This window comes from Kitasatospora sp. NPDC015120 (genome assembly GCF_043080305.1).
Classification (GTDB): Bacteria; Actinomycetota; Actinomycetes; order Streptomycetales; family Streptomycetaceae; genus Kitasatospora.
Map to the genome: position 1 here is coordinate 17,959 of NZ_JBIBVJ010000016.1, position 25,493 is coordinate 43,451.

At 74.2% G+C, this 25,493-nt stretch carries 22 protein-coding genes; 10 read left to right on the plus strand and 12 right to left on the minus strand.

Annotated features, from left to right (window positions below):
* Window positions 1-59: 59 nt before the first annotated feature.
* The 5 genes from ACF1AK_RS27880 to ACF1AK_RS27900 form a co-directional block, all read right to left on the minus strand.
* Complete coding sequence (locus ACF1AK_RS27880) at window positions 60-1,799, minus strand: DUF2079 domain-containing protein (RefSeq protein WP_391501580.1); 1,740 nt, start codon at window positions 1,797-1,799, stop codon at window positions 60-62.
* Between the two features lie 59 nt (window positions 1,800-1,858).
* A complete protein-coding gene (locus ACF1AK_RS27885; protein WP_391501581.1) occupies window positions 1,859-3,358 on the minus strand; it encodes a DUF2079 domain-containing protein in 1,500 nt (499 codons plus the stop codon).
* A gap of 308 nt (window positions 3,359-3,666) precedes the next feature.
* On the minus strand, window positions 3,667-4,122 hold the full coding sequence (locus ACF1AK_RS27890; protein ID WP_391501582.1) for an RICIN domain-containing protein: 456 nt from the start codon (window positions 4,120-4,122) through the stop codon (window positions 3,667-3,669).
* Window positions 4,123-4,492: 370 nt separating this feature from the next.
* Window positions 4,493-5,896 (minus strand): NADP-dependent succinic semialdehyde dehydrogenase, encoded by a 1,404-nt coding sequence (locus ACF1AK_RS27895; protein WP_391501583.1) that lies wholly within the window; start codon window positions 5,894-5,896, stop codon window positions 4,493-4,495.
* Window positions 5,897-6,021: 125 nt separating this feature from the next.
* Window positions 6,022-6,303: a DUF6158 family protein gene (locus ACF1AK_RS27900; RefSeq protein WP_391501584.1), complete on the minus strand. Its 282-nt coding sequence runs from the start codon at window positions 6,301-6,303 to the stop codon at window positions 6,022-6,024.
* Window positions 6,304-6,493: 190 nt separating this feature from the next.
* On the opposite strand from ACF1AK_RS27900, the gene ACF1AK_RS27905 reads away from it, so the two are divergent.
* Genes ACF1AK_RS27905 through ACF1AK_RS27915 form a run of 3 tightly spaced genes read left to right on the plus strand, consistent with a single transcriptional unit; the run spans window position 6,494 to window position 9,422 of the window.
* The gene (locus ACF1AK_RS27905; protein WP_391501585.1) at window positions 6,494-7,090 is read left to right on the plus strand and encodes an ArsR/SmtB family transcription factor; all 597 of its coding nucleotides are present in this window, start codon (window positions 6,494-6,496) and stop codon (window positions 7,088-7,090) included.
* Window positions 7,087-8,367 (plus strand): MFS transporter, encoded by a 1,281-nt coding sequence (locus ACF1AK_RS27910; RefSeq protein WP_391501586.1) that lies wholly within the window; start codon window positions 7,087-7,089, stop codon window positions 8,365-8,367. Before ACF1AK_RS27905 ends, ACF1AK_RS27910 begins: the two co-directional genes overlap by 4 nt.
* 44 nt (window positions 8,368-8,411) lie before the next feature.
* A complete protein-coding gene (locus tag ACF1AK_RS27915) occupies window positions 8,412-9,422 on the plus strand; it encodes an adenosine deaminase (RefSeq protein ID WP_391501587.1) in 1,011 nt (336 codons plus the stop codon).
* Window positions 9,423-9,507: 85 nt separating this feature from the next.
* Here the strand turns inward: ACF1AK_RS27915 and ACF1AK_RS27920 are convergent, their stop codons facing one another.
* From ACF1AK_RS27920 to ACF1AK_RS27935, 4 genes are all read right to left on the minus strand, one after another.
* Entirely contained in the window at window positions 9,508-10,119 is a 612-nt protein-coding gene (locus tag ACF1AK_RS27920) for a vitamin K epoxide reductase family protein (RefSeq protein ID WP_391501588.1), read from the minus strand.
* The gene (locus tag ACF1AK_RS27925; RefSeq protein WP_391501589.1) at window positions 10,116-10,937 is read right to left on the minus strand and encodes a DsbA family protein; all 822 of its coding nucleotides are present in this window, start codon (window positions 10,935-10,937) and stop codon (window positions 10,116-10,118) included. Before ACF1AK_RS27925 ends, ACF1AK_RS27920 begins: the two co-directional genes overlap by 4 nt.
* A gap of 84 nt (window positions 10,938-11,021) precedes the next feature.
* Entirely contained in the window at window positions 11,022-11,681 is a 660-nt protein-coding gene (locus ACF1AK_RS27930; protein ID WP_391501590.1) for a hypothetical protein, read from the minus strand.
* Between the two features lie 87 nt (window positions 11,682-11,768).
* Entirely contained in the window at window positions 11,769-12,266 is a 498-nt protein-coding gene (locus ACF1AK_RS27935; RefSeq protein ID WP_391501591.1) for an SRPBCC family protein, read from the minus strand.
* A 118-nt stretch (window positions 12,267-12,384) separates the two neighbouring features.
* Here ACF1AK_RS27935 and ACF1AK_RS27940 point away from each other — a divergent pair, with 118 nt between their 5' ends.
* On the plus strand, window positions 12,385-13,254 hold the full coding sequence (locus tag ACF1AK_RS27940; RefSeq protein WP_391501592.1) for an Fpg/Nei family DNA glycosylase: 870 nt from the start codon (window positions 12,385-12,387) through the stop codon (window positions 13,252-13,254).
* A gap of 87 nt (window positions 13,255-13,341) precedes the next feature.
* Here ACF1AK_RS27940 and ACF1AK_RS27945 read toward each other — a convergent pair whose 3' ends face one another.
* Window positions 13,342-14,196 (minus strand): SAM-dependent methyltransferase, encoded by an 855-nt coding sequence (locus ACF1AK_RS27945; protein WP_391501593.1) that lies wholly within the window; start codon window positions 14,194-14,196, stop codon window positions 13,342-13,344.
* A 174-nt stretch (window positions 14,197-14,370) separates the two neighbouring features.
* Here ACF1AK_RS27945 and ACF1AK_RS27950 point away from each other — a divergent pair, with 174 nt between their 5' ends.
* The 5 genes from ACF1AK_RS27950 (at window position 14,371) to ACF1AK_RS27970 (ending at window position 20,503) form a co-directional block, all read left to right on the plus strand.
* The gene (locus ACF1AK_RS27950) at window positions 14,371-15,339 is read left to right on the plus strand and encodes a polysaccharide deacetylase family protein (RefSeq protein WP_391501594.1); all 969 of its coding nucleotides are present in this window, start codon (window positions 14,371-14,373) and stop codon (window positions 15,337-15,339) included.
* 153 nt (window positions 15,340-15,492) lie between these two features.
* Complete coding sequence (locus tag ACF1AK_RS27955; protein WP_391501595.1) at window positions 15,493-15,819, plus strand: hypothetical protein; 327 nt, start codon at window positions 15,493-15,495, stop codon at window positions 15,817-15,819.
* A 163-nt stretch (window positions 15,820-15,982) separates the two neighbouring features.
* Entirely contained in the window at window positions 15,983-17,644 is a 1,662-nt protein-coding gene (locus tag ACF1AK_RS27960; protein WP_391501596.1) for a beta-N-acetylhexosaminidase, read from the plus strand.
* A gap of 284 nt (window positions 17,645-17,928) precedes the next feature.
* Window positions 17,929-18,810, plus strand: a complete 882-nt coding sequence (locus tag ACF1AK_RS27965; RefSeq protein WP_391501597.1) for a sulfurtransferase — start codon at window positions 17,929-17,931, stop codon at window positions 18,808-18,810.
* Window positions 18,811-18,985: 175 nt separating this feature from the next.
* Window positions 18,986-20,503: a M1 family metallopeptidase gene (locus ACF1AK_RS27970; RefSeq protein WP_391501598.1), complete on the plus strand. Its 1,518-nt coding sequence runs from the start codon at window positions 18,986-18,988 to the stop codon at window positions 20,501-20,503.
* A 114-nt stretch (window positions 20,504-20,617) separates the two neighbouring features.
* Here ACF1AK_RS27970 and ACF1AK_RS27975 read toward each other — a convergent pair whose 3' ends face one another.
* Window positions 20,618-22,030: a condensation domain-containing protein gene (locus tag ACF1AK_RS27975; protein WP_391501599.1), complete on the minus strand. Its 1,413-nt coding sequence runs from the start codon at window positions 22,028-22,030 to the stop codon at window positions 20,618-20,620.
* A gap of 243 nt (window positions 22,031-22,273) precedes the next feature.
* On the opposite strand from ACF1AK_RS27975, the gene ACF1AK_RS27980 reads away from it, so the two are divergent.
* Entirely contained in the window at window positions 22,274-24,274 is a 2,001-nt protein-coding gene (locus ACF1AK_RS27980) for a flavin monoamine oxidase family protein (RefSeq protein WP_391501600.1), read from the plus strand.
* A 117-nt stretch (window positions 24,275-24,391) separates the two neighbouring features.
* On the opposite strand, the gene ACF1AK_RS27985 is transcribed toward ACF1AK_RS27980, so the two are convergent.
* Complete coding sequence (locus ACF1AK_RS27985; protein WP_391501601.1) at window positions 24,392-25,204, minus strand: class I SAM-dependent methyltransferase; 813 nt, start codon at window positions 25,202-25,204, stop codon at window positions 24,392-24,394.
* Window positions 25,205-25,493 lie beyond the last annotated feature (289 nt).

Below are 25,493 nucleotides of genomic sequence, written 5' to 3' on the forward strand. Positions count from 1 at the left end.
CCCGCCCCGGGCGGTGTCCCCGGCCCCGCACGCGCGGGACCGGGGACACCGGCGCGGGCTCAGCCCTTGAACAGGTTGTGCCCGACGTCGGCGGGGACGATCTCCTTCACCGGCACACTGGTTCCGTCGGGGACCCGCGCGCCGGGCACCGGCTCCTCGCTCTCGCGGTGCAGCAGCACCACCCCGTCCTCCGCCCAGACCTGCCGGTACCCGTGGGCGAGCAGCAGCCCGATCCGCTCGGCCTGCTCCCGCGCGGTCTGGAACGGGAAGGTCCGGGTGTCGGAGCGGATCAGGACCCAGTCGCGGCCGCGCGGGGTGGCGTCCACCAGGACGACGTCGGTGCGGCCGACCAGCCGGGGGACCACCTGGTTGTCGGCCTCCACCAGCGCGCCGTCCGGGATCCGCGCGGCCCCCCGGACGAGGGCGGCGTTGCTCGCCGAGGGACGCCAGAAGGCCGGGGTCAGCAGGCCGATCCCGCCCAGCAGCAGGCTGCACACCAGCGAACCCGCCACCACCGCCGCGCCCAGGCCGTGGGCGGCGCGGCGGTGCGCCCCGCCCCGCAGGTACAGCCGGCCGAGCACCTCCAGGACGGCGGTGAGCAGCACCGGCCAGAGCAGCGCGTCGTAGTGGTGGGCGATCGACCAGTGGTTGGGGTTGTCGGAGAGCACGCGCTCGGCGAGCAGCGGCAGCAGGCAGAGCGTGGTCGCGGAGCGCAGCGGCAGCAGCAGCAGGGTGCCGAACAGCCAGAGCAGCAGCAGCGGTTTGACGGGGGCGTCGGTGGCGGTGCGCAGCAGCAGCAGCGGATCGCCGAGCAGATGGGCGAACGCGGTGCGGGCGTCCGGGCCGATCGGGCCGTACACCCAGTAGTAGTCCGGCTGCCCGCCCATCGCGGGGATCAGCCGGACGATGGCGAGCACCGAGGCCAGCGGGCCGCCGACGAGCAGCGCGGCGCCGAGGGCGAGGGCGCGGCGGTCCCCGGCCCGCCCGCCCTGCCGGTCGCCGCGCGGGCGGTTGCGCCAGAGCAGGACCAGGCCGTGGACGCCGACCAGCAGACCGAGGTCCTCCTTGGTGACGCAGAGCAGGGCGGCGGCGAGGGCGGCGGTGCCGTAGCGGCGGGCGAGGCCGCGTTCGAGCATCAGCAGGATCAGCGGGACGGCGAAGGCCACCTCGTGGAAGCCGCCGCGCCCGGCGGCCAGGAGCGGCCAGCCCAGGCCGTAGACGAGGCCGGCCAGGTCGGCGGCCCGGCCGACGGCCCGGGGATGCGCGGTGCCGTCGGTGCCGTCGCTGCCCTCGGTGCCGTCGGCACGGTCGGTGCCGGCGTGTCCGGCGGCGGTGGTGCGGGCGGCGGGCCGGGTGAAGCAGTGCACCGCGATCCGGCGGACCAGCGGCACGCCGGCGGCCAGCAGCAGCGCCTGGGCGAGGATCAGCGTGCGCGGGTCCTCCCGGATCCAGTAGAGCGGGGCGAGCGCGGCCAGGATCGGCGAGAAGTGGTCGCCCAGCAGGGAGAAGCCGGGCGGGAACTCGTGGTGGTAGCTCTTGACCGGGGAGACCGGCAGGCCCCCGTGCGCGTAGCCGGCCACGCCCTGGTGGAAGATGCCGAGGTCGAAGCCGCCGAGCAGGACCGCCGCCCACTGCTGCAGCCCGCAGGCCGCGGTCACGGCGAAGCAGAGCAGGGTCAGGACGGCGGTCCGGCGTCCGGCGAGCGGCCCGGCGGTGCCGGACGCGGACGGGCGGGTGACGCGCGGCAGCAGCGGCCGGCTCGCACGGGTGGACGGGCTGAGCCCGGTTTCGACTGGCACGGGATCCCTGGACTGGTCGGGGGCGGGAGCTGGTCGGGTGGCGGAGGCGGGCCGCCGGCTCAGCCGGCCCCGGGGGTGCCGGGGGCCTCGGGGGTCGTCGCGGCGGCTCCGGCTGCCGTCGAGTCGTCCCCGGGTGCCGTCGCGGCGGTTCCGGGGGTGCGCCGCAGCAGCGTGATGCCGTGGTCGCTGCGCACCACCTGGTAGCCGCTGCGCTTGACGGTGGCGAGCTCCTGCCGTTCCTCGTCGGGCGGCAGCGGCCAGCCCATCGGCTGGTCCTCGTCGACCACGATCCACTCGGCGGTCGACCACTTCTGCGGCCAGCCGAACACGATGACCTCGCACCGGTCGGTGAGCTGCGGCACCAGCCGGTTGGACGCGGCGACCCGGGCGTCGTCGGGGACGGCGGCCAGCACCGACCGGGCGGCCTCGACCCGGGCCGGGGTGCGCCACAGGTCGAGGGTGAACAGCTGGCCGAACGCGAACCCGGGCAGCAGTGCCAGGGTGATCACCGCACTGGCGGGCGGCGCCGCCCGGGCGAGCCACCCGGGCAGCACGCCGGTGCGCTCGCGCGCCTTCACCAGGACGTCCACGAAGGCGGCGAAGACGATCGGCATCAGCACCGCGCTGTAGTGGTAGTTGGTGCCCCAGTACGCCGGGTTGTTGGAGAGCAGCCGCCAGCCGAGGGTGGGCAGCGCGACGATCATCAGCGGCGAGCGGGCGGCCAGCAGCACGGTCGGCGCGAGCAGCAGCAGGACGGTGATGACCTTCTCGCCCGGGGTGACGAGGTCGAGCGGCAGGGTGAGCAGGCTGCGGCCGCCCGAGCCGCCGCTCAGGTTGTCCCAGTAGGCGAAGCTGCCCCCGGGGCTCATCGCCGGGAGCAGCACCAGGAGTTCGAGCAGCGAGGCGCCGATCCCGAACACCACGGTGACCGCGCCGGTGCGGCGGTCGCCGCGCCACAGGACGTAGGCGCCGACGGCGGCCACCGTGATGCCGAGGTCCTCCTTGACCAGCACCAGCGGCGCGGCCCAGAGCGCGGCGGCGGTCCAGCGCCGCTCGCCGAGCGCGCAGACCGCGAAGGCGATCAGCGGCACCGCGAAGGTGATCTCGTGGAAGTCGAAGCCGAGCGCCGAGGCGAGCCCCCAGGAGAGCCCGTAGCCGAAGCCGGCGACCAGCGCGGTCGTCGGCCCGGCGGCGCGCAGCGCCCAGCGGCAGATCGGCACGGCGGCGACGGCCACCAGCGCCGACTGGGCCAGCAGCAGCGTGACGGCCGAGGGGAGGAGCCAGTACAGCGGGGCCAGGACGGCGAGGGCGGGGGAGAAGTGATCGCCCAGCAGGTTGAAGCCGGGGCCCTTGAGTTCGACGATCGGGCCGCGCCCCTCGGCGTAGCCGCGCACCCCCTGTTCGAAGATGCCGAGGTCGTAGCCGCTGGTGAGCAGCAGTTCGTGGCGGCGGACGGTGAAGAACGCGTAGACCAGGAACAGGGTGAGGGCGACCGCCCAGGGGATGAGCCGCACCCGCCGACCGGTGCGGGCGGAGGCGGCCGACGGGGCGTCGTCCACCGTCCCGCGATGGAGTGCTGATGCGAGCGTACTCAGGGTCACCGTACATCCCCGTGGTTCCGGGTGGGATTGGACGTGCGGCCGATTTCCGGTCGGCCCTCCGGGGCGGGCGGCGGGCCGTTTCGGAGGTGCGGGAAAGCCGCCGGGTGCGAATGGCCCCAGGCCGGGCACCGTAGCACGGGAAAGCCCTCCCCGATGATTGCTGTGCCGGGGAGGGCCGGTCATGCATGACGAACAGTCAGATCAGAAATGATGAACAGTCATATCATCATTCCGGAAATGCCGTTCGAATGGTCGGACGGTCGTCCTCACTTCCACTGCTGGTAGGAGCCGCCGTTGCCGCCCAGCGTGTAGACGTCGCCGTTGCCGTTGCTGTCCAGGTAGAGGCCGGTGGCCACGTTCCGGTAGGTGTTGCCGTAGGTGGAGGCGCGCCTGACCCACTTCTGGTAGCTGCCGCCGTTGCAGCTCAGGGTGTAGACGTTGCCGTTGCCGTTGGAGTCGAGGCAGAAGCCGGTGGCCTTGTTCCGCAGGGTGAAGGTGGAGCCGCCCAGGTCGGTGGCGTACCAGCGCTGGTACGAGCCGCCGTTGCCGGGGAGGGTGTAGACGTTGCCGTTGCCGTTGCTGTCGAGGTAGCGGCTGGTGGCGACGTTCTGGAGGGTGATCTCGGTGGCGGCGCTCGCCGGGCCCGCGGCCAGGACGGTCATGCCGCCGGCCAGCACGGCCGCCGAGGAGACGAGGGCGGCGGCACGCTTGAGGGACTTCATCGCGTTTCCTTCCCGTGGTGACCGACCGTTCGGCAGGTCGTCACCGAACTTATCCGGAAATGCGCCGCACCGGGCTTTTCTCCGTGCGGGACCGGGCTGCGTTCAGCCATTCGGCAGGAAGCGTCTCACCTTTTAGAAATATGAGCAGGAGAATTTACGCAGGTTCGTCGACGAAGGGGTTTTCGTGGAGGGGGTGTCCGCGCGTCGTGAAGGGTTTTTCCGACCGTTCCTGGCGCCCGCGCCGTGGTAATAGGACAAAGGGGAAAAATCGGCCGTCCGGAAAGTTGGCCGGATCCGGCCGGGGCGCGCGGCCCCGGCCGGGGGCGCACCCGGCGTGCGGCGCGGGCGCGTTCTCCGGATTTCCGGAGCTCTAGGCGACCCACACCGTGGTGATGTTGCAGAACTCCCGGATCCCGTGCCCGGACAGCTCCCGGCCGAAGCCGGAGCGCTTGACGCCGCCGAAGGGCAGGGCCGGGTGCGAGGCGGTCATGCCGTTGAAGAACACCCCGCCCGCCTGGATGTCCCGCACGAAGCGCTCCTGCTCGGCCGGGTCCTCCGTCCAGACGTTGGAGCTGAGGCCGAACGGGGTGTCATTGGCCAGCGCGACCGCCTCGTCCAGGTCGGCCGCCCGGTAGACGGTGGCGACCGGGCCGAAGGTCTCCTCGTGGTGGATCCGCATCCGCGGGGTGATGCCGCTCAGCACGGTCGGCTCGTAGAACCATCCGCCGTCCAGGCCCCGGGCGCCCAGGCCCTCGGGCCGGCGCCCGCCGCACTCCACCCGGGCCCCGTGCGCCCGCGCGTCCTCCACCAGGCCGGCCAGGTCGTCGCGGCCCTGCCGGCTGGCCAGCGGGCCGACCTGGGTGGCCTCGTCCATCGGGTCGCCGATCCGCAGCGCCCGCATCGCCTCCGCGAACGCCGCGGTGAACCGGTCGTAGACGTCGGTGTGCACGATGAACCGCTTCGCGGCGATGCAGGACTGCCCGTTGTTCTGCGCCCGCGCCGTGACGGCGGTGGCGACGGCGGCGTCGAGGTCCGCGCTCGGCAGGACGACGAACGGGTCGCTGCCGCCCAGCTCCAGGACGGCCTTCTTCACCACGTCGGCCGCGGTGGCCGCGACCGCCCGCCCGGCGGGCTCGCTGCCGGTGAGCGTCACGGCGGCCACCCGGGGGTCGCGGATCACGCCCTCCACCGCGCCCGAGCCGATCAGCAGGGTCTGGAAGCAGCCCTCCGGGAAGCCGGCCCGCTGGAACAGCTCCTCCAGCGCCACCGCCGTGCGCGGCACGTTGGAGGCGTGCTTGAGCAGGCCGACGTTGCCGGCCATCAGCGCCGGCGCGGCGAACCGGACCACCTGCCAGAACGGGAAGTTCCACGGCATCACCGCCAGCACCACGCCCAGCGGCCGGTACCGCACGTAGGCGCGGGCCGCCCCGGAGTCGGCCACGTCGGCCGGGTCGGGGTGCTCGTCGGCGAGCAGCGCCTCGGCGTTCTCGGCGTACCAGCGCATCGCCTTGGCGCACTTGGCGGCCTCGGCGCGGGCGGCGGTGAGCGGCTTGCCCATCTCCTCGGTCATCGTCCGGGCGACGGTCTCGCGCTCCTGGTCGAGCAGGTCGGCGGCGCGGCGCAGCAGCCCGGCGCGCTGGGCGTAGGACGTGGTGCGGTACGTCCGGAAGGCCGCCTCGGCGCGGGCCAGCCGCTGTTCGAGGCCGGCGGCGTCCAGCGGTTCGAAGGTCTCCAGGGTCTCGCCGGTCGCGGGGTTCACGCTTGCGATGGGCATCGGGGCCCTCCCAGGGGGTGCGCGGAGTGGACGGGTCGGTCCTCCCACCCTCGCCCACCGTCCGCGCCGGGGCACGCCACCGCCGCCCGGCGTGTCCCGGCGCGGACGGTGGCGTGCGGAACGCGCTACTCGGGCAGCGCCCCGGCCCGGACGGCCGCCTCGCGGGCGCGGGCGCCGGCCCTGGTCCGGCCGGCGACGACGAGGCGGTGGGGGAAGCGGTGCAGGTACTCCGCCTCCAGCTCCCCGGTGCGCCGGGTGTGCCGCTTCAGTGCCTCCTCGGAGCCGTGCAGGAAGGTCTCGTGCCTGGTCCGGTGCAGCTGCTCCAGCTCGTGCACCAGGGTGTCGTTGTCCAGGGCGTGCGGGGAGATGCCCTCGGGCCTGGGGTGCGGGGCGTCGGGGTGCCGCATGTCCACTCCTCCTCGGCGTGAGCCGGAAACGGGGAACCGCGAACGGGAAACGGGAACGGGGAACCGGAACCCCCCGAGTACCCGGTGCCCCGCGAGCCCCTTCCGTACACCCCTGCGAGGGGCACCCGAGCCCACAAGAGTTCTCGTACAAGGGCTGTTGCACAAGAGCTCTTGTGGATATCCTCGCCGCATGACCGAAAGCACCGAACCCGTCGCGGACGGCGTCCGGCAGATCGCCGACTCCCGCGTCCTGGCCGCCCTCACCCACCCCGTCCGCCGCCGGCTGCTGGACCTGCTCGCGGTGGACGGCCCCGCCACCGTCGGCCTGCTCGCCGAGCGCACCGGCCAGGCCGTCGGCAGCATCAGCCACCACCTCAAGGTGCTGGCCGGCGCCGACCTCGTCGAGGAGGCGCCCGAGCTGGCCCGCGACCGCCGCGAACGCTGGTGGCGCCCGACCGCCGGCACCCCGCGCTGGCGGCGCGCCGACTTCACCGGCGACCCGGCCGCCGAAGCCGTCGCCGACGCGGCCGGCTCGCTCCAGCTGGAACGCCAGGCCACCCTGGTGCGCGGCTGGTCCGCCGCCCGGCACGACTACCCCGAACCGTGGCGGGAGGGCTGCGCCGTGGCCACCGAGACCTGGCTGCGGCTCACCCCGGAGGAGGCCCGGGAGCTGGCCGGCGAGCTGGTCGAGGTGCTGGCCCGCTGGGCCGCCCGCCCGGTCCCCGAGGACGGCCGCGCCCGGGAATCGGTGTTCGCCTTCGCCCACAGCGTCCCGGCCCGGCCGTGACCGGCACCGAGCTGCGGGGCACGCCCCGGTTATCGGCCGGCCTGTTCGCCGACCGCGACTTCCGGCTGCTCTGGACGGCGGAGACGGTCAGCCGTCTCGGTTCCGCCGTCACCGCCGTCGCGCTGCCGCTGGTCGCGGTGGTCACCCTGGACGCCGGGCCGTTCGCCGCCGGACTGCTGAGCGCGGCCGTCTGGCTGCCCTGGCTGCTGGTGGGCCTGCCGGCCGGGGTCTGGATCGGCCGGTGGGGCCGACGCACGGTGCTGGTCCGGGGCAACCTCGTCTCGGCGGTGCTGTACGCCTCGGTGCCGGCCGCCGCCCGGTCCGATGTGCTGACCTTCGCCCAGCTGCTGCTGGTCGCCCTGCTCGCGGGCACCGCGTCGGTCTTCCTCGCGGCCGCCCACCAGGCGTTCCTGCCGGACCTGCTGCCCCCCGAACGGCTCACCGAGGGCAACGCCAAGCTGCAGGGCGGCGCCTCGGTGGCCCAGGTCGCCGGGCCGGGCGCGGCCGGGCTCGCCGTGCAGGCCTTCGGCGCCGCCGCCGGGCTGCTGGCCGACGCGGTGAGCTTCCTGGTCGCGGCGGGTGCGCTGCTGCTGATCCGCGACCGGCGCACGGCGGCCCCGGAGCCGGACCCGGCCCCGCTCGGCCGCCAGGTCCGCGAGGGGCTGGCCTTCGTCCGCCGTGACCCGTACCTCGGCGCGGTGCTGCGCTACGGGGCCGTCGCCAATCTCGCGCTGGCCGGCTACCAGGCGGTGGCGGTGCTCTTCCTGATCCGCGAGCTCGGCGTGGCCCCCTCGGCGGTCGGCTGGCTGGGCGCGGCCGGCGCCCTCGGCGGGGTCGCCGGTGCGGCGCTCGCCCGGCCGGTCACCCGGCGGTTCGGCAGCGGGCGCGGGGTGCTGCTCGCGCTGCTCACCGTCGGCCCCTTCGGCCTGCTGCTGCCGACGGCCCGGCCGGGCGCGGGGGTGCTGCTGTACGCGGGCGGCCTCGCGGTCCTGGTGGGCGGCGTGGTGCTCGCCAACGTGGTGCTCGGCAGCTTCCGGCAGCGCTACGTGCCGCCCGTGCTGCTCGACCGGGTGGTGTCCGCCTCGATGACCGCCAACCAGGCGACCATCCCGCTCGGCGCGGTGACCGGCGGCGCCCTGGGCGAGTGGCTGGGACTGCGGCCGGTGATGTGGCTCACGATCCTGCTGCTGGTGGCGAGTGCGGGCCTGCTGGTCGCCTCGCCGTTGCGGCGGGTGCGCGACCTGCCCGATGCGTGGTCGAGGGCAGCGGAAAAGTAGGATGACCACTTCGTATCCGCACCGCACTCCCCGGACAGGCACCGATGCCCCTCCCCAAGGCCGAACTGCACCTGCACGTCGAAGGCACCCTGGAGCCCGAGCTCGCCTTCGCGCTCGCCGCCCGCAACGGCGTCACCCTGCCGTACGCGGACACCGAGGAACTGCGGCGCGCCTACGCCTTCACCGACCTGCAGTCCTTCCTCGACCTGTACTACGCGCTGATGGCCGTGCTGCGCACCGAGCAGGACTTCGAGGAGCTCGCCGACGCCTACCTGGCCCGGGCGGCGGCGCAGGGGGTGCGGCATGCGGAGATCTTCTTCGACCCGCAGGCGCACACCGCGCGCGGCGTGCCGCTGGCCGTCGTCGTGGACGGCCTCGGGCGGGCGCTGGACCGCAGCGAGGAGCGGCACGGCGTCAGCACCCGGCTGATCATGTGCTTCCTGCGCGACGAGTCCGCCGAGTCCGCGCTGGAGACCTTCGAGGCCGCCCGCCCCTGGTTCGGCGGCCGGATCACCGGTGTCGGGCTGGACTCCGCCGAGGTCGGCCACCCGCCGGCCAAGTTCCGCGAGGTCTACCGGCGCGCCGCCGAGGCCGGCCTGCACCGGGTCGCCCACGCGGGCGAGGAGGGCCCGGCCGCGTACATCACCGAGGCGCTGGACGTGCTCGGCGTCGAGCGGATCGACCACGGGCTGCGCTGCCTGGAGGACCCCGCGCTGGTCGCGCGGCTGGTGCGCGAGCGGATCCCGCTGACCCTCTGCCCGCTCTCCAACGTCCGGCTGCGCTGCGTCGACACCCTCGCCGACCACCCGCTGCCGGCGATCCTCGACGCCGGGCTGCTGGCCACCGTCAACTCCGACGACCCCGCCTACTTCGGCGGCTACGCCGGGGACAACTTCGACGCCCTCGCCGAGGCGCTCGGCCTGGACGACGAGACCCTGCGGCTGCTGGCCGCCAACTCCTTCCGGGCCTCCTTCCTCGACGAGGAGCGCCGCGCCGCCCTGCTGGCCGAGGTCGCCGCCTACGAGTTCGCCCCGCGCGCCGCCGTCCGGGTGTGACGCGGCGGGGCCCGGCGGCCACGGCGTGGCCGCCGGGCAGGGCGCCCGCCTCCGGACCGGCACGGGTCCGGAGGCGGGGCGGGGGTCAGAGCAGGGTCGACCAGTAGTACCAGAACCGGTTGAGGACCAGCAGCACGATCACCGCGTACCAGAGCGCCGGCACCACCCAGTGGTAGCGCGCGGCCTCCCGCACCACCGGGCGCAGGGCGCGCGGGACCGGGATGATCCCCGCGCGCAGGTTGTGCAGCGTGGTGTACCAGAACAGCGGGATCATCGCCGCCCAGACCACCATGCAGTACGGGCAGAGCGCCCCGATCCGGTACAGCGCCTGGTACATCAGCCAGGTCACGAAGCCGATCCCGAACACCGTCCCGGCCTGCAGGCCCAGCCAGAACCAGCGCCGGTAGGCGGCGCCCGCCAGCAGCCCGGCGCCGATCGCGGTCACCACCGCGAATCCGGCGAGGCCGAGCAGCGAGTTCGGGAAGCCGAAGGCCTCGGCCTGGTCGCTGCGCATGACCGAGCCGCAGCTGATGATCGGATTGATGTTGCAGTTCGGGACGTAGGACGGGTCCTTCAGCAGCCGGATCTTGTCCAGCGTGAGGACGGCCGAGGCGAACAGCCCCAGCGCGCCGCCGATCACCAGCAGCAGGGCGAACGGGCGGCTCGCGCCGTGCGTGCGGGCGGCGGGGGCCGTCATCCGGTCACCTGCCGGACCATCGCGGTGAAGCTCTCCGGCGAGACGGGCGCGCCGCCCGCGAAGACGTCGAGCTTCCTGCCGTCCAGGCGGACGGTCGGGGTGCCGGTGACGCCGCTCTTGTCGAAGGCCTTGTTCACCTGCTGGGCCCACGGCACGTAGGTGCCGTCCTGGACCGCCTTGACGAAGCCGTCGGTCTTCAGGCCCGGCACCTGGCTGGCCAGGTCGAGCAGGTGGTTGACGTCCGCGAAGGCGTCCTCGCGCTCGTCCGGCTGGTGGGCGTAGAGCACGTCGTGGAACTGCTTGAACTTGTCCACGCCCTCGTTCAGCGCCGCGCCGGCGGCGGCCAGCGCGGTGCGCGAGCCCTTCCCGCCGAGGCCCTGGTCGAGGAAGGTCGCCAGGTGGTACTCGATCTTGTACGTGCCGGCGTCGGCGAGCTGCTGCATGGTCGACCCGGTGGTGGTCTCCAGCTGCTCGCAGTACGGGCAGCGGAAGTCCTCGTAGACCTCCAGGGTGTGCGGGGCGTCGGCCTTGCCGTAGGTGATCACGGTGCCGTCCGCGCCGCCCGCGTTGGCCGGCACCACCAGCGGGCCGGAGGCCGCGGCGTCGCCGGAGCCGGAGGAGCCGCCGACGGCGAAGGCCACGCCCGCCACCAGGGCGAGCACGGCGGCGGAGGCGGCGCCGACCACGGCGCGGCGGCGGATCCGCGCCGAGCGGTCGGCGCGCTCGCGCTCCTCGCGCATCCGCTCGGTGGCGGCCCGGCGGGCGGCCTTGCGGTCGGCGGCGGAGGTGCTGGGGGACTTCTTGGGGGAGGTGCTCATGGGAGAGGTCGTCCTGGTGCTCGTGGAACGGCGTGCGGGCGCGGGGGCGGCACGGCCGGCCGAGGACCTTCCGGGGCGGGTCGTTCAGCAGGCCGGCGCGAGCACCGGCGGCCCGCGCCGGACGGCGGGGCGCAGCACGACGGACTCGGCGGGCACCCGCACGCGGCTGGCGCGCGGGAACGGCACCCGGGCCACCGGGCGGGCCGGCAGCGGGGCGGTGATCAGCAGCAGCAGGCGGCCGGCCGCGGCGGGGAAGCGCTGGGCGAAGTCGCCGAGGATCCGCGCCGTGCGGGCCACCGAGCGCAGCGCGGCGTCGGCGCTGCGCAGCCAGGCGGCGGCGGCCAGGGCCAGCGCGCCGTGCAGGAGCAGCAGCACGACCAGCCCGGCCGGCCGGGACAGGCCGTGGCCGAGCAGGAAGCCGCCGAGCGAGCCGCCGCCGCAGAGCAGCGGTTCGAGGCCGCGGGCGGTGCCGGGCGGCAGCGAGGGGCAGGTCGACTGGGCGAGGTCGAACAGGGCGCTCAGGCCTAGTTCCAGCGGCAGGAAGACCGCCGCGACCGCCCGGTAGCCGCGTTCGCGGCCGGCCAGCGCGAAGGCCACCGCGAAGACGGCGGCGCCGGCCAGGGCCAGCGTGCCGAGCGGCAGCGGACGGCCGGTGACCAGGACCTGGCCGAGCCCCGCGAGCAGCACGAGCAGCGCGGCGAAGATCGCCGCGCGCAGCGTCCTGGGGAGCGGGGCCGTGCTCATGGGACCCGAGTGTGCCACAGGCGGACCGCCGGACGGCGGGTCCGCCGGACCGCTGTGAAGATCCTCACCGCCACTCCTGAGCTGCGCTTATATCCCGTTTACGGTCACCGTGCCGGGTGCCTCGACGACCGGCGCGGGCGGTGCGGCGGCGGCCGCCACCCGGGCCTCGACGAGTTCCCGGAACAGCGCGAGGTCGCCCCGTACGGCGCGTTCGATCGCCCCGGCCAGTGCGAAGCCGCGCGGCCCGCCGAACACCTCGTGCACCTCCTCCGGGTCGTACTCGACGCGCAGCTGCACCCGGGTGTGGGTGCGGTCCAGCGGTCGCAGCGCGAAGGCGCCGTTCAGCGGCAGGCCGTCCAGGGTGCGCCAGGTCATCACCCGGCCGCGCCCGCGGTCGGTGATCTCGGTCTCGACGTCCCGCCCGGTGCCGGCGATCTCCACCTCCAGGTGGGCGAGGTTGCGGCCGTGCGGCTGGGCCCGGCGGACGCCGTCGACGAACCGCGGGTAGTCGTGGACCCGGTGCAGCTGCTCCCAGGCGGCCAGCACCGGTGCTTCGATGTCGATCTGTTCCTCTAGCGTGCTCATGGCGGAGCCGGACCTCCTCGGCTGGCGCGCGGTCCACCCCTCCAGCCTGCGCCGCGGGCCGGTGGACGGCAAAGGCGGCGGGCGGGCGGGGTGGGGGCGGCTGCGGGAGACTGGGCGCATGCCGGAACTGCCCGAGGTCGAGGCCCTGACCGCCTTCCTGTCCGAGCGGCTGACCGGGCGGGTGATCGCCGAGGTCCAGCCGGTGGCGATCAGCGCGCTGAAGACCTACGACCCGCCGGTGACCGCGCTGGCCGGCCGGACGGTCGGCCCGGTGGTGCGGCACGGCAAGTTCCTCGACATCGAGGCCGGCGGGCTGCACCTGGTGGTCCACCTGGCCCGGGCGGGGTGGCTGCGCTGGAAGGAGGGCCTGCCGGCGCTGCCGCCGAGGCCGGGCGGGCGCAACCCGCTGGCGCTGCGGGTGCGGCTGGAGGGCCCGGACGCGGACGGCTTCGACCTCACCGAGGCGGGCACCAAGAAGGGCCTCGCGGTCTACGTGGTGCGGGAGGCGGCGGAGGTCCCCGGGGTGGCCCGGCTCGGCCCGGACCCGCTGGACCCCGGCTTCGGCCTGGAGCGCTTCCGTGCGCTGCTGAGCGGCGAGCGGCGCCGGATCAAGGGCGTCCTGCGGGACCAGAGCGTGCTGGCCGGGGTCGGCAACGCCTACTCGGACGAGGTGCTGCACGCGGCGCGGATGTCCCCGTACAAGCTGGCGGCGGACCTCTCGCAGGCCGAGACGGAGCGGCTGTTCGAGGCGCTCGGCACGACCCTGCGCGAGGCGGTGGAGCGGTCGCGCGGGCTGGCGGCGGGGGAGCTGAAGGCGGAGAAGAAGCTGGGCCTGCGGGTGCACGGGCGGACCGGGCAGCCCTGTCCGGTCTGCGGGGACACCGTGCGGGAGGTGTCCTTCGCCGACTCCTCGCTGCAGTACTGCCCGACCTGCCAGACCGGCGGCAAGCCGCTGGCGGACCGGCGGCTCTCCCGGCTGCTGAAGTGAGGGCGGGCGCCGCGCGGGCGGTCTGCGGGCCGGCCCCGCCCGGTGGGGGTGGGCGGGGCCGGTGGCGGCCGTGGACCGGGGGGTGGCTCAGAGCTTGCGGGCGACGCCGCCCCAGTAGTACGCGGCGTACGGGTCCTCGGGCTGCTCGCCCTCGGGGTGCCAGGCCATCACCGGGGCGACGCCGGGCTCGATCAGCTCCCAGCCGTCGAAGAACCGGGTGACCTGCTCCTTGCTGCGCGGCACCAGGGTCATCCCGGCGGCCCGGGCGGAGGAGGTCACCTGGGCGACGGCGGCCTCGTTGAAGTCCTGGGTGGGGTGGGTGAGCGCGAGGTAGCTGCCGGAGGGCAGCGCGTCGCGCAGCGCGGCGACCTTGCCCCACGGGTCGTCCTCGTCGGCGATCAGCATCAGCACGGCGATCATCAGCAGGCCGACCGGCTGGGAGAGGTCCAGCGTCGAGGTGAGGGCCGGGTCGGCCAGCAGCTCGGCGGGCTTGCCCAGGTCGGCGTGGATGTAGGTGGTGCGGCTGGCCGGGGTGGAGACCATCAGCGCGCGGGCGTGGGCCAGCACGATCGGGTCGTTGTCCACGTAGACGACCCGGGTGCCGGGGCTGACCGACGAGGCGATCTCATGGGTGTTCGGCGAGGTGGGGATGCCGGTGCCGAGGTCGAGGAACTGGCGGATGCCGTAGCGCTCGGCGAGGTGGCGCACGGCGCGCTTCTGGAAGCCGCGGTTCTCCTTGGCCTGCGCCTTCATGGTCGGCACGGCCTGCTCGATGGCCTGGCCCATCGCGCGGTCCGGCGGGAAGTTGGTCTTGCCCCCCAGCCAGTAGTCGTAGACACGGGCGGAGTGCGGGGTGCTGGTGTCGACCCCGTACTTCTCCCACTGGCTCAGCTCGGCGTCGTCGTCGGCGGAGCGGTCGGCGGGAGCCTGATTCGTCGTCATGGCCACGTCCTCTGAAGACAGATCATCACACTGGGAGAGGTCAGAGTAGCGGGCCCGGGGGGAATCCGGTCACGGGGTGGGCGAACCGGTCGTGACATGGGCCGTTGGGGTGGTGATCGGGCCCGTCGGGGTTGCCGCTGGGAGGCGGCCCGATGAACGGGGGAGATATCCGCCATGCTGTCTGATCGTCAGATTACTTCGCGAAGATTACTGCTGGTCGCAGCGGGGATGTCGCTGCTCGGACTGGGCGGCTGCGGCCGGGCGGAGGAGGTGGTGCGGGCGGCCCGGGCGGCGTCCGCCCCGGAGCCCGACGCGGTGCCGGACCTCCCCTCCGCCGCGGCGAGCCCGTCCGCCGTCCCGCCGGCGCCCCCGGCCGCCGCGGCTGCGGGTGCGGCGACGGCGGCCCCCTCGGCGGCGCCCGCCCCGTCGGCCCCGGCCTCGCCCGCCCCTTCGACCGCCGCCTCGGCCCCCGCGTCGGCCCCCGCGTCGGCCCCCGCGTCGGCCCCCGCCTCGGCCGCGCCGACGCCCGCGCGGGCGCTGACGGCGGGCGAGAGCCGGCCGGTGTACGAGCTGGACGCCGAGCGGCGGGTGGTCGCCCTCACCATCGACGACGGCCCCGACCCCCGGCACACCCCGACCGTCCTGGCGCTGCTGGAGCAGTACGGCATCCGGGCCACCTTCTTCCTGATCGGCGAGAACGCCACCGAGCACACCGGACTGGTCCGCGAGATCGCCGCCCGCGGCCACCACATCGCCAACCACACCTGGACCCACCCCGATCTGCGGAGCCTGTCCGAGGGCAAGGTCCGCGACGAACTGGAGCGCACCTCCGACCTGCTGCACCGGACCACCGGCAAGGTGCCGACCTGGTTCCGGGCGCCGGGCGGCGACTGGTCCTCCACGGCCCTGCGGGTGAGCGCCGAACTGGGCATGCGGCCGATGGCCTGGTCCGTCGACCCCCGGGACTGGGCCCGGCCGGGGACCGGCGTGATCACCGACCGGATCCTCCGGGACGTCCGCCCCGGGGCGATCGTGCTCAACCACGACGGCGGCGGGGACCGGTCGCAGACGGTGGCGGCGCTGAAGACCTACCTCCCGGTGCTGATCGACTCCGGTTACCACTTCACCGCCCCGCCGGGGTGAGCAAATGGCCGCATGGAAAAGTCGCGGGAAATACGCTTAAACCACCCGAAAGGATGGATTAGCAGAATCGTTTCCCCGGTTTTTGGGCCTCTAGGGTGATCTCGCACCAATTCCCCAGGTACCACCGAGTACCGCCTGAAAGGGCCACCCGTCATGCGTCTGCGCAACGCCGTGCTCGCCGCCGTCAGTGCGATCATGCTCGTCCTCGCCGTCCCGGTCTCCGCCAACGCCGCCGACGGCGAATTCCGCTACAGGTACGGCTCCGACTTCACGGGCGCCCTGGTCGACCCGGAGAGCCGCGCGTGCATCGACCTGCCGGAGGCCACCGCCGAGGAGCCGGCCTACGCGCCGTCGAACCGGACCGCCTCGACCGCCACCGCCTTCCTCGAAGCCGGCTGCACCGGAGCCACCTCCTTCGCGCTGCGGCCGGGCGGGCGCGCGGGCAACCGGCTGCTGGTCCGTTCGGTGGTCTTCTCCTGATCCCCGCGGACGCTCGGGTACCGCCCTGCGGTCCGGCGATTCCGGCGGTCTGCGAAGCGATTTCGTACGAAGCACGGGACAAGCCGGCGATTGGTTGAGACCATTCCGGTGAACCGGCCATGAACACCGGCCGGTGGAGCGCGTGATGACACCGGGAGCGGCCGTGCCGATTCGAACCGCCGGGCTCTCCGCCCGGGCCCGCAGAGTGCTCGTCCTCGCCGTCGTCCTGCTGCTCGCCGCCATCGGCTTCGGGGTGCAGCGGGCGGTGGGCGGCGAGGACGCCGAGCCGGGGGCCGTCGCGGTACCCGCCGGCCCCCGCACCGCCGACCGGATCATCCCGGCACCGGTCTCCGTCACCGCCGGCTCCGGCCCCGGCTACCGGATCACCGAGCGCACCGTGGTGCGCACCGTGCCCGGCGCCGAGGCCGTGGAGCGGCAGGCCGGCGAGGTGCGGCGGATCGCCGAGCAGCTCGCCGAGGCGCTGCGCCGCCCGACCGGGCTGCCGCTCCCGGTGGCGGCCGGCCCGGGCGCCGACGGCATCAGCCTGCTGCTCGACCCCGCGCTCCCCGGGACGGACGGCACCGAGGGTTACCGGCTCACCGCCGACGACACCGGCGTGCGGATCACCGCCCGCGCCCCCGAGGGCCTGTTCCGGGGCACCCAGACCCTCCGGCAGCTGCTGCCCCCGCAGATCGAGAGCCCGCGCCCGGTCACCGGCGGCCCGGAGTGGACGGTCGCGCCGGTCACCGTCGAGGACCACCCGCGCTACGGCTACCGGGGCGCCATGCTCGACGTCACCCGGCACTTCTTCACCCCCGCCGAGGTCAAGGGGTTCATCGACCGCCTGGCCCTCTACAAGCTCAACCACCTCCACCTGCACCTGAGCGACGACCAGGGCTGGCGGATCGAGATCCCGTCCCGGCCCGCGCTGACCGAGGTCGGCGCGATCAGCGAGGTCGACGGCACCCCCGGCGGGTTCTACACCGCCGCCGACTACCAGGAGATCGTCCGCTACGCCCAGGAGCGGTACCTGACCGTCGTCCCCGAGGTCGACCTGCCCGGCCACAGCAACGCGATCCTCGCCTCCTACCCCGAGCTGGACTGCACCGGGAGCGCCCGCCCCTGGCCGTACACCGGGATCGAGGTCGGCTTCTCCACGCTCTGCCCGACCGGGGACGCCGTCTTCTCCTTCACCCAGGACGTGGTCACCGAGCTGGCCAGGATCACTCCGGGCCCCTATCTGCACCTCGGCGGCGACGAGGTGAAGAAGATGTCCTCCGCCGAGTACGCGGCGTTCGTACGGAGGGTGAACGACCAGGTGGTGGCCGCCGGGAAGACGCCGGTCGGCTGGAACCAGGCCGCCCCGGGCGGCGTCGGGGTGCTTCAGTTCTGGGACGGCCGGGCCGGGCGCGACGTCGAGTTGCAGCAGGCCGCCGAGCGCGGGGCCAAGGTGATCATGTCGCCGTCCGGCCGCAGCTACCTGGACATGAAGTACGAGGCCGGCTACCCGCTCGGGCTGGTCTGGGCCGGCACCATCGACGTCTGGACCGCCTACTCGTGGGACCCGGACACCCTGCTGCCGCTGCCCGCCGGTTCCGTGCTCGGCGTCGAGGCGCCGCTGTGGACGGAGACCCTGGACACCCCGCAGGAGCTCGACCTGATGCTGCTGCCCCGGCTGCCCGCCCTCGCCGAGCTGGGCTGGTCCACCAAGGAGAGCCACTCCTGGGACGGCTTCAAGAGCCGCCTCGCGGAGGAGGGCGCGCGCTGGGACGCCGCCGGGTACCGCTACGAGAAGCGCCGGGAGGTGCCCTGGCCCGCGCGGTGAGCGGGGGCGGCGCCGGGCTCGGCGCCGTGCGGGGCGAGCAGACCGCCCGCCGGATGCCGGCCGAGGCGGGCTTCGGCCCGGTGGACGTCGAACGGATCGGGGGCGACCCGCCGAACCAGTACGGCGTGGCCCGGCTGCCCGTCGCCGCCCAGGTCCTCTCTTTCGGATCACGACGCCCGCCTGGCGTGATCCGAAGGAGAGGGCCCAGGTCCTCCGGTACGGGTGGCCGGGGGCGGGGGTGCGGACGTAGGTTCGAAGGGTCCCCGCGTGAAGGGAGGGCGGCGATGACCGGCAACGGCTACGCACACCCCGAGGCGCTGGTCGGCACCGAGTGGCTGGCGCACCACCTGGACGACGGCACGGTCCGGATCGTCGAGGTGGACGAGGACACCGGGGCCTACGCCCGCGGTCACCTGCCCGGCGCGGTCGGCTGGAACTGGACCACCGACCTGCACAGCCGGGTCGGCCGTGACTACGCCGACCGCGAGGGCGTCCAGCACCTGCTGCGCGCCGCCGGGGTCGAGGACGACACCACGGTGGTCCTCTACGGCGGCAACGACAACTGGTTCGCCGCCTACGCCTACTGGCTGCTGCGGCTGCGCGGCTTCGGCCCGGTGCGGCTGCTGGACGGCGGGCGCAAGAAGTGGGAGCTGGAGGGGCGCGAGCTGACCGAGGAGGTCATGGACTACCAGCACAGCCCCTACCGGCTGGCCGGGCCGGAGCACCCGGAGGTGCGGGCGCTGCGGGACGAGGTGCTGGCCAAGGCGGAGGTCTTCGCCAAGCCGGGGTCGGACGCGGTGCTGGTGGACGTCCGATCGCCCGCCGAGTACCGGGGCGAGGCGCTGGCCCCGCCGCACCTGCCGCAGGAGCAGGCGCAGGTGCCCGGCCACATCCCCGGCGCGGTCAACATCCCCTGGTCGCGGGCGGCCAACGAGGACGGCACCTTCCGCTCGGCGCAGGAGCTGCGGGCGCTGTACGGCGGGCAGGGCGTGGAGCCGGAGCGCGAGGTGATCGCCTACTGCCGGATCGGCGAGCGCTCGGCGCACACCTGGTTCGCGCTGAGCGAGCTGCTGGGGTACCCGCACGTGAAGAACTACGACGGCTCGTGGACCGAGTACGGCTCGCTGGTGCGGGCGCCGGTCGCCCTGGGGGAGCAGAGGGCCTAGTCATACGGTGTATGAAGGCCCGTCGGATGTTGATGACGTGCCGTCACCGCCCGGCGGCGCCCGGATGTCGGCCTGTATCTTCTTATGAACATCTCATTGTTCAGGCGTAGGGCAGGGACCGTTGGGACAAGGATCGATCCGACCCGTTGTCCCAGTGACCCTGTGGAGGACCCTCGTGCGCAAGAGGCTGATCGTCTCTGCCGCCGCCGGCGCGCTCGCCCTGCTCCTGTCCGTCCCCGCCTCGGCCGCCCAGGCCGGCCCGGGCGCCGCGGGCATCGGCGACCCCTATTACCCGTACGCCGGCAACGGCGGCTACGACGTGTCGCACTACGACATTCGGCTGAAGTACCAGCCCGCCACCGACGAGCTGGAGGGCACCACCACCATCCTGGCCACCGCCACCCAGGACCTCACCCGCTTCAACCTGGACTTCGTGCTCCAGGTCAAGGAGGTGCTGGTCAACGGGCGCACCGCCGCCTTCGCCACCTCCGGCGAGCAGGAGCTGCAGATCACCCCCGCCCGGACGATCGCCAAGGGCAGCCCGATCACCGTCGTCGTCCGCTACGCCGACAAGCCCGGGGAGGTCGAGCGCGGCGGCTACTCCGCCTGGCTCCGCACCCCCGACGGCGGCGTGGCCGCCAACGAGCCCGAGGGCTCCGCCTGGTGGTACCCGAGCAACGACCACCCCACCGACAAGGCCACCTTCGACGTCTCGGTGCTGGTGCCGAACGGCACCCAGGTGATCAGCAACGGCACCCTGACCACCAGTCAGCGGCCCGGCTGGACCCGCTACAACTACCGGCAGACCAAGCCGCAGGCGACCTACCTGGCCACCCTGGCGGTCGGCAAGTTCGACCTCCGCCAGGACACCACCCCGGGCGGGCTGCCCGTCATCACCGCCTACAGCCCCGACCTCGGCGCCAACGCCGGTGCGGCGCGGGCCAGCGTCGAGCGCACCGGCGAGCTGGTCGACTGGCTGAGCGGCGTCTTCGGGCCCTACCCGTTCGACTCGGTCGGCGGCTACGTGCCCAACGTGCCCACCGGGTACGCGCTGGAGACCCAGGGACAGGTCTTCTACAGCCCCGCGCAGTTCGCCCGCGGCTCCAACACCTCCGTGGTGGTCCACGAACTGGCCCACCAGTGGTACGGCGACAGCGTCTCCGTGCAGCGCTGGAGCGAGATCTGGCTCAACGAGGGCTTCGCCCGGTACTCGCAGTGGCTCTGGTCGGAGCACGAGAACGAGGGCACCGCGCAGGAGCTGGCCGACTACATCTACGACATCTACCCGGCCGGCGACCCGTTCTGGTCGATCAAGCCCGGCGACCCGGGCCCGGACCACCAGTTCGCCGGCGCCGTCTACGACCGGGGCGCGATCGCCATCCAGGCGCTGCGCAACGCCGTCGGCGAGGACGCGTTCTTCGCGATCCTCAAGGGCTGGCCGACCGAGCGCAAGTACGGCAACGCCACGATCCAGCAGTTCCAGGCGTACGCCGAGCGGGTCTCCGGCAAGCCCCTGGGCGGGATCTTCAACACCTGGCTGTACACCCCGGGCAAGCCGGCGGCGGGTTCCGCGGGCATCGGGGCCGCCCCGGCCGCGGCGAGCCTCGCGCCGGGCGGCCGGCCGGGTGCGCGGCCGGAGCCGAAGTCCTGGAAGAAGATCCAGGAGACCAACACGGTGCACGAGCACCGGTGATGAGGTCCAGGCCTGTCGTGTAGCGGTGCCGGGGCCCGGCCGTCCGGACGTGAGCGGACGGACGGGCCCCGGTGCCGTTCCCGGGCCCGGGGGCTTCGCTTCCGGGTGCTTCGTTCAGGCCCGGGCGGTGCGCTTCTCCTCGGCGAGGACCAACTCCTCCATGCCGCGGAGGAAGCGTTCCATCGCGGGCCGGGGGAGCACCGCCGGGTCGGCGGTCATGGCGAGTTGCAGGGCGGTGGGGGTGCTCAGCGCGTCCAGTGCGTAGGTCAGTCCGGGGCGCGGGTCGAAGTCGACGGGCCAGTCGAGCGTGGTGGGACCGGTTCCGTCGGGGGCCGGTGCGGGCCGGGCGGCCAGGGAGCCGGGGAGCAGGTCGCGGGTGTCGTTGAAGACGCAGGAGCGGTCGGCGAGCGGCACCTCGTCGGCGGTGAGGCGCGCGATCTCCGCGTCGAGCAGGTCCCGGTCGTAGTAGGCGTGCCGGTAGGCGGCGATCGACGCGGCGTGGGTGCGGCCCACCGCCTGGCCGAAGTCGCCGTCGGCGTCGAGGAGATGGAACAGGGCGTCGCCGGCGACCACGCTGACGGCGTCGGTCAGGCCGGACAGGAAGCGGTTGTTGACCACGACCTGGAGCACCGCGTCCGAGCGGCCGGCCAGCCGGGCCGTCATCGCGGCGGCGGCCGCGAGCAGGACCGTGGAGGAGCCGGTCCGGTGGGCGGCGGCGACCGTCTCGACCGCGCGCAGCAGGGCGGGTGAGCTGAGTACGGCGTTGGGGAACCGCTCGCCGGAGCCGGTCCCGGCCGCGTCCCCGGCCGCACCTGCGGCCGCGTCGCCCGCGCCGCGCTCCGGGAACAGCCGGACCGGGGCGGCGCGCAGCTTGCGCAGGGCGTGCGCCCGGGCGTTGGCGTCGCGCTTGCGGCCGCGCTCCGAGGTCTGGAACGCGGCCTCCTCCAGCGGCTGCTGGGGCGAGCGGGCGGCCCGGATGTCCTCCGGGCGCGCGCCCAGCGACAGTTCGCTGAGGTCGCGGACCAGCAGACCCATGCCGGTGCCGTCCACCGCCGTGTGGGAGAGCACCAGCGAGATGTGCCGGACCAGGCCGTCGGCTACCACCAGGCCGGCCCGGACCGGCCACTCGGTGGCGCAGTCGAACGGCAGCCCGGCCAGCTCCTCGTGCAACGCGCCGCCGACGGCGGTGAGTTCCTCGCGCCCGGTGCCGGCCGCGCAGTCCCGGACGTGCACCGTCAGCCGGCCCTCCGGATCGACCTGCTGGCGCAGGCCGGTGCCGTCCGGCCCGGGCAGCAGCCGGGTGTGCAGGGAGTCGTGCAGGTGGAGCAGGTGCCCGAGGGCGTCCAGGACCGCCGGCAGCGGGAGTCCCGGATCGAGCGGGGCGGTGGTGGCGATGTTGAAGCGGGGGCGGTCCGCGGGGGCGGCGCGGCTGACGACGCCCCAGATGGCGCGCTGGCCCCAGGTGGCGGGTCCGCTGCCGTGACGGCCGGCGGTGAAGGGGATCTCCAGGTGTCGACTCGTGGTCACCGTGGTGGTTCTCCGATGCGCTGGTTCGAACTCGGTGGGCGTGGTGGATGGTGCGGATGGGGCGCGGTGGGAGCCGTCCCGGAGAGTCTGCTGCACCGCCCCGACACCCGTCGAGACCCCGGCGGGCGGGGGCCGGCCGGGCGTCAAGGTGGCAGAAGAGCCCGAATCCGATCGAGTGGTTGATGTTCTCGTCCGGGTGATGTCGGTTCCGTCGCGTCCTGGGTGCGCCAAGAGTGGTGCGTCATGACCACTCAAGACGTGAGCGTTCCCGCCACGAAGAGCAGCACCACCACCACCACCCCCGACGGCGGACCGCTCCCCGCCGGGCCCTCGCGGCGTTCCCTCGTCGCGGTGACCGGCGCCTCGGTGCTCGCCGCCGGGCTCACCGCCGCCACCGCCGCGCCCGCGAGCGCCCTCGCCCCGGCCGCGGCGCCGGCCCCCGCCCCGGCCGCCGTGCCGCCGGGCACCGACGAGCAGGCGTACACGACGGTGGCCCGTGCGATCGCCGTCTACGACGAGCACGACCGGCCGCTCGTCCCGGGCTATCTGAAGATCGTCCGCGACGGCCTGCCGACGGGACGCGCGCGGGCCACCAAACGCGTCCTGGTCGTCGGCGCCGGACCGGCCGGGCTGCTCGCCGCCGACCTGCTCAACCGGGCCGGCCACGACGTCGTCGTCATCGAGGCCAACGGCAACCGGGTCGGCGGGCGGATCAAGACCTTCCGCAGCGGCGGCCACGAGAACGGCCCGCAGCCGTTCGCCGACCCCGAGCAGTACGCCGAGGCCGGTGCGATGCGGCTGCCCGAGAGCCACCCGCTGGTGATGGCGCTGCTCGACGCGTACGACCTCCCGCGCCAGGAGTTCCTGCTGGTGGACGTGGAGGTGGAGAACCCCGCGGTCCGGGCCAACCGCGCCTGGATCCACGTCAACGGCCTGCACGTGCGCCGCGCCGACTACGAGGCCGACCCCAGGGAGGTGAACGGGAGCTTCGGCGTCACCGGCCCCGACCTCGGCAGGACCGCCGCCGCCATCTACGCGGACGCCCTCGAACCCGCGCTGCGGCTCGTCCGGGGCAAGGAGGGCGCGGCGCTCGTCGAGGGCTGGGCCGAGGTGCTGCGGCAGTACGGCCACTGGTCGATGTACCGCTACCTCACCGAGGGGGCCGGGCTGGACACCAGGACCATCGACCTCATCGGCACCCTCCAGAACGTGACCTCACGGCTGCACCTGTCCTTCGTGCACAGCTTCCTGTCCGCCGCGCTGATCGACCCGAGGACGAAGTTCTGGGAGATCAAGGGCGGCACGGCCCGGCTCGTCGACGCCCTCCACGCGGCGGTGAAGGGCAAGGTGCGGTTCGACCGGCGGGCGGTGCGGGTCGACCGGCAGGACGGCAGGGTCCGGGTGCACACCGTCTCCGAGGACTGCCAGAGCGGCCGGGGCGGGGTCACCGAGGTCTTCGAGGGCGACGAGGCGATCATCACCGTCCCGTTCGCCGGGCTGCGGCACGTGACCTTCGACCCGCCGCTCGGCTACGGCAAACGGCGCGCGATCACCGAACTGCACTACGACGCCGCGACCAAGGTGCTGCTCGAATTCTCCCGCCGCTGGTGGGAGTTCACCGAGGAGGAATGGAAGGCCTCGCTGGACGGCATCGAGGCCGGGCTCTACGAGCGCTACCGGGCGGGCCTGGTCCCCGACGGCCGCTACCTGGGCGCGCACGCCTCGGTGCGGCAGCTGGGGGTGAGCGTCCCGGAGGACCTCAGGAAGTGTTTCGCGGACTTCCGCCCGCCCGGCGCCGACCCGGCGGCCCCGCACATCCGCGGCGGCGGGTCGGTGAGCGACAACGCCAACCGGTTCGTCTACTTCCCCCGCCCGGTGGAGGGCAGCGACGGCGGCGTGGTGCTCGCCGGCTACAGCTGGTCCGACGACGCGCTCAAGTGGGACGCGTACGCCGACGAGGAGCGCTACCTGCGGGCGCTCGCGGGGGTGCAGGCGATCTTCGGCCGGCGCTGCGAGGTCTTCTTCACCACCAAGGCCAAGACCCAGTCGTGGGTGCGGGACCACTACGCCTACGGCGAGGCCTCGGTGCTGCTGCCGGGCCAGCACACGGAGCTGTTCCCGGACATCCCGGGCTCCGAGGGGCCGCTGCACTTCGCGGGGGACCACACCTCGACCAAGCCTGCCTGGGTCGAGGGGGCGCTCGAATCGGCCGTCCGGACGGCGCTGCTGGTCCACCAGGGCTGAGCCGGCGGCCCTGCGGGACGGGGCGATCCCCGTGGTGGGCGGGGATCGCTCCGGGCGAGGTCGGGGGGCGAGGGTCGGGGCCCGCGGCAGGGCCGGGGCCCGCGGCGGGCCGTGGGGTCAGCGGCGGGTGGCCGTGACGAGGTGGTAGTCGAGCAGGCCGTCGCGCCAGGCACCGAGGAAGTTGCGGGTCCAGTGGCCGGGCGGGACGGCGCCCTCCAGGTAGCGGTCCAGCCCCGGCCACACGTCCGCCCCGATCGACTCGGTGGCGACCTCGGTGAACCCGGCAGCCGCGAGGTCGGCGGTGAACGCGTCGAGCGGGTGGGCGACGTCGAGGCCGTTGGCGAAGCTGCCGAGCAGGATGCTCAGCCGCTCGGCGACGTCCGGCCCCGCGGCGGTGAAGAAGGTGGTGACCACCAGCCGCCCGCCCGGCCGCAGCACCCGGGCCGCCTCGCGGGCGAACCCGGTCAGCTCCCGGAAGTGCTGGGCCGCCTCGACCGAGTACACGCCGTCCAGCGAGGCCGCCGCGAACGGCAGGTCGTCCGCCGAGCCCAGCGAGTAGGACAGCCGGTCCGGGAACGTCGCCAGCGCCTTGGCGTTGACGGCGCGGGCGCGCTCGATCTGGTCCGGGTGGATGTCGACGCCGGTGACCGCCGCGAAGCGGAACTCGCAGAGCGCGAGCGCCGCGCCCAGCCCGCGCCCGCAGCCCACCTCGCCCAGCCGCAGCGACTCCCGCGGACCGGGGAAGGCGCGCAGCACCCGGCGGTAGAGGTCCTCCTGGCTGCGGACCCGGTCCTCTGGGGTCGGCGCGGTGGTGCGGATGCCGCTCCAGTCACCGAAGTTGATGAATCCGCCGCCGAAGCCGGCGGCCCGTGACAGATCGTCGGCACCGTAGGTCTGGCGTACCGGTCCGGGGATGCGGTCCTGGCTCATGGCTCGCTCGGGCTCCTCGTGTGTAGTGGCGGCGGCCGATGGGGGGCGGCGACGGGCGGGAGGGCCGGTGCTCCGGGCTCCGCGGGCGCGCGCCGCTGTACGTACCCAAACATGCCCAGGACGGAACGACCCGAAGGAAGGGGTTTCGCGCGACAACACGCAGGCCAATCGGGTGGTGAGTGATACGGGATGATGAGCTTGCTTGCTGTCGTGGCATCGGCTCCCTCGCCCCCGCACCCTACCGCTGCGCGGCCTGTCCGGTGCGCCGCCGTACCCCCTGCGGGCCGTA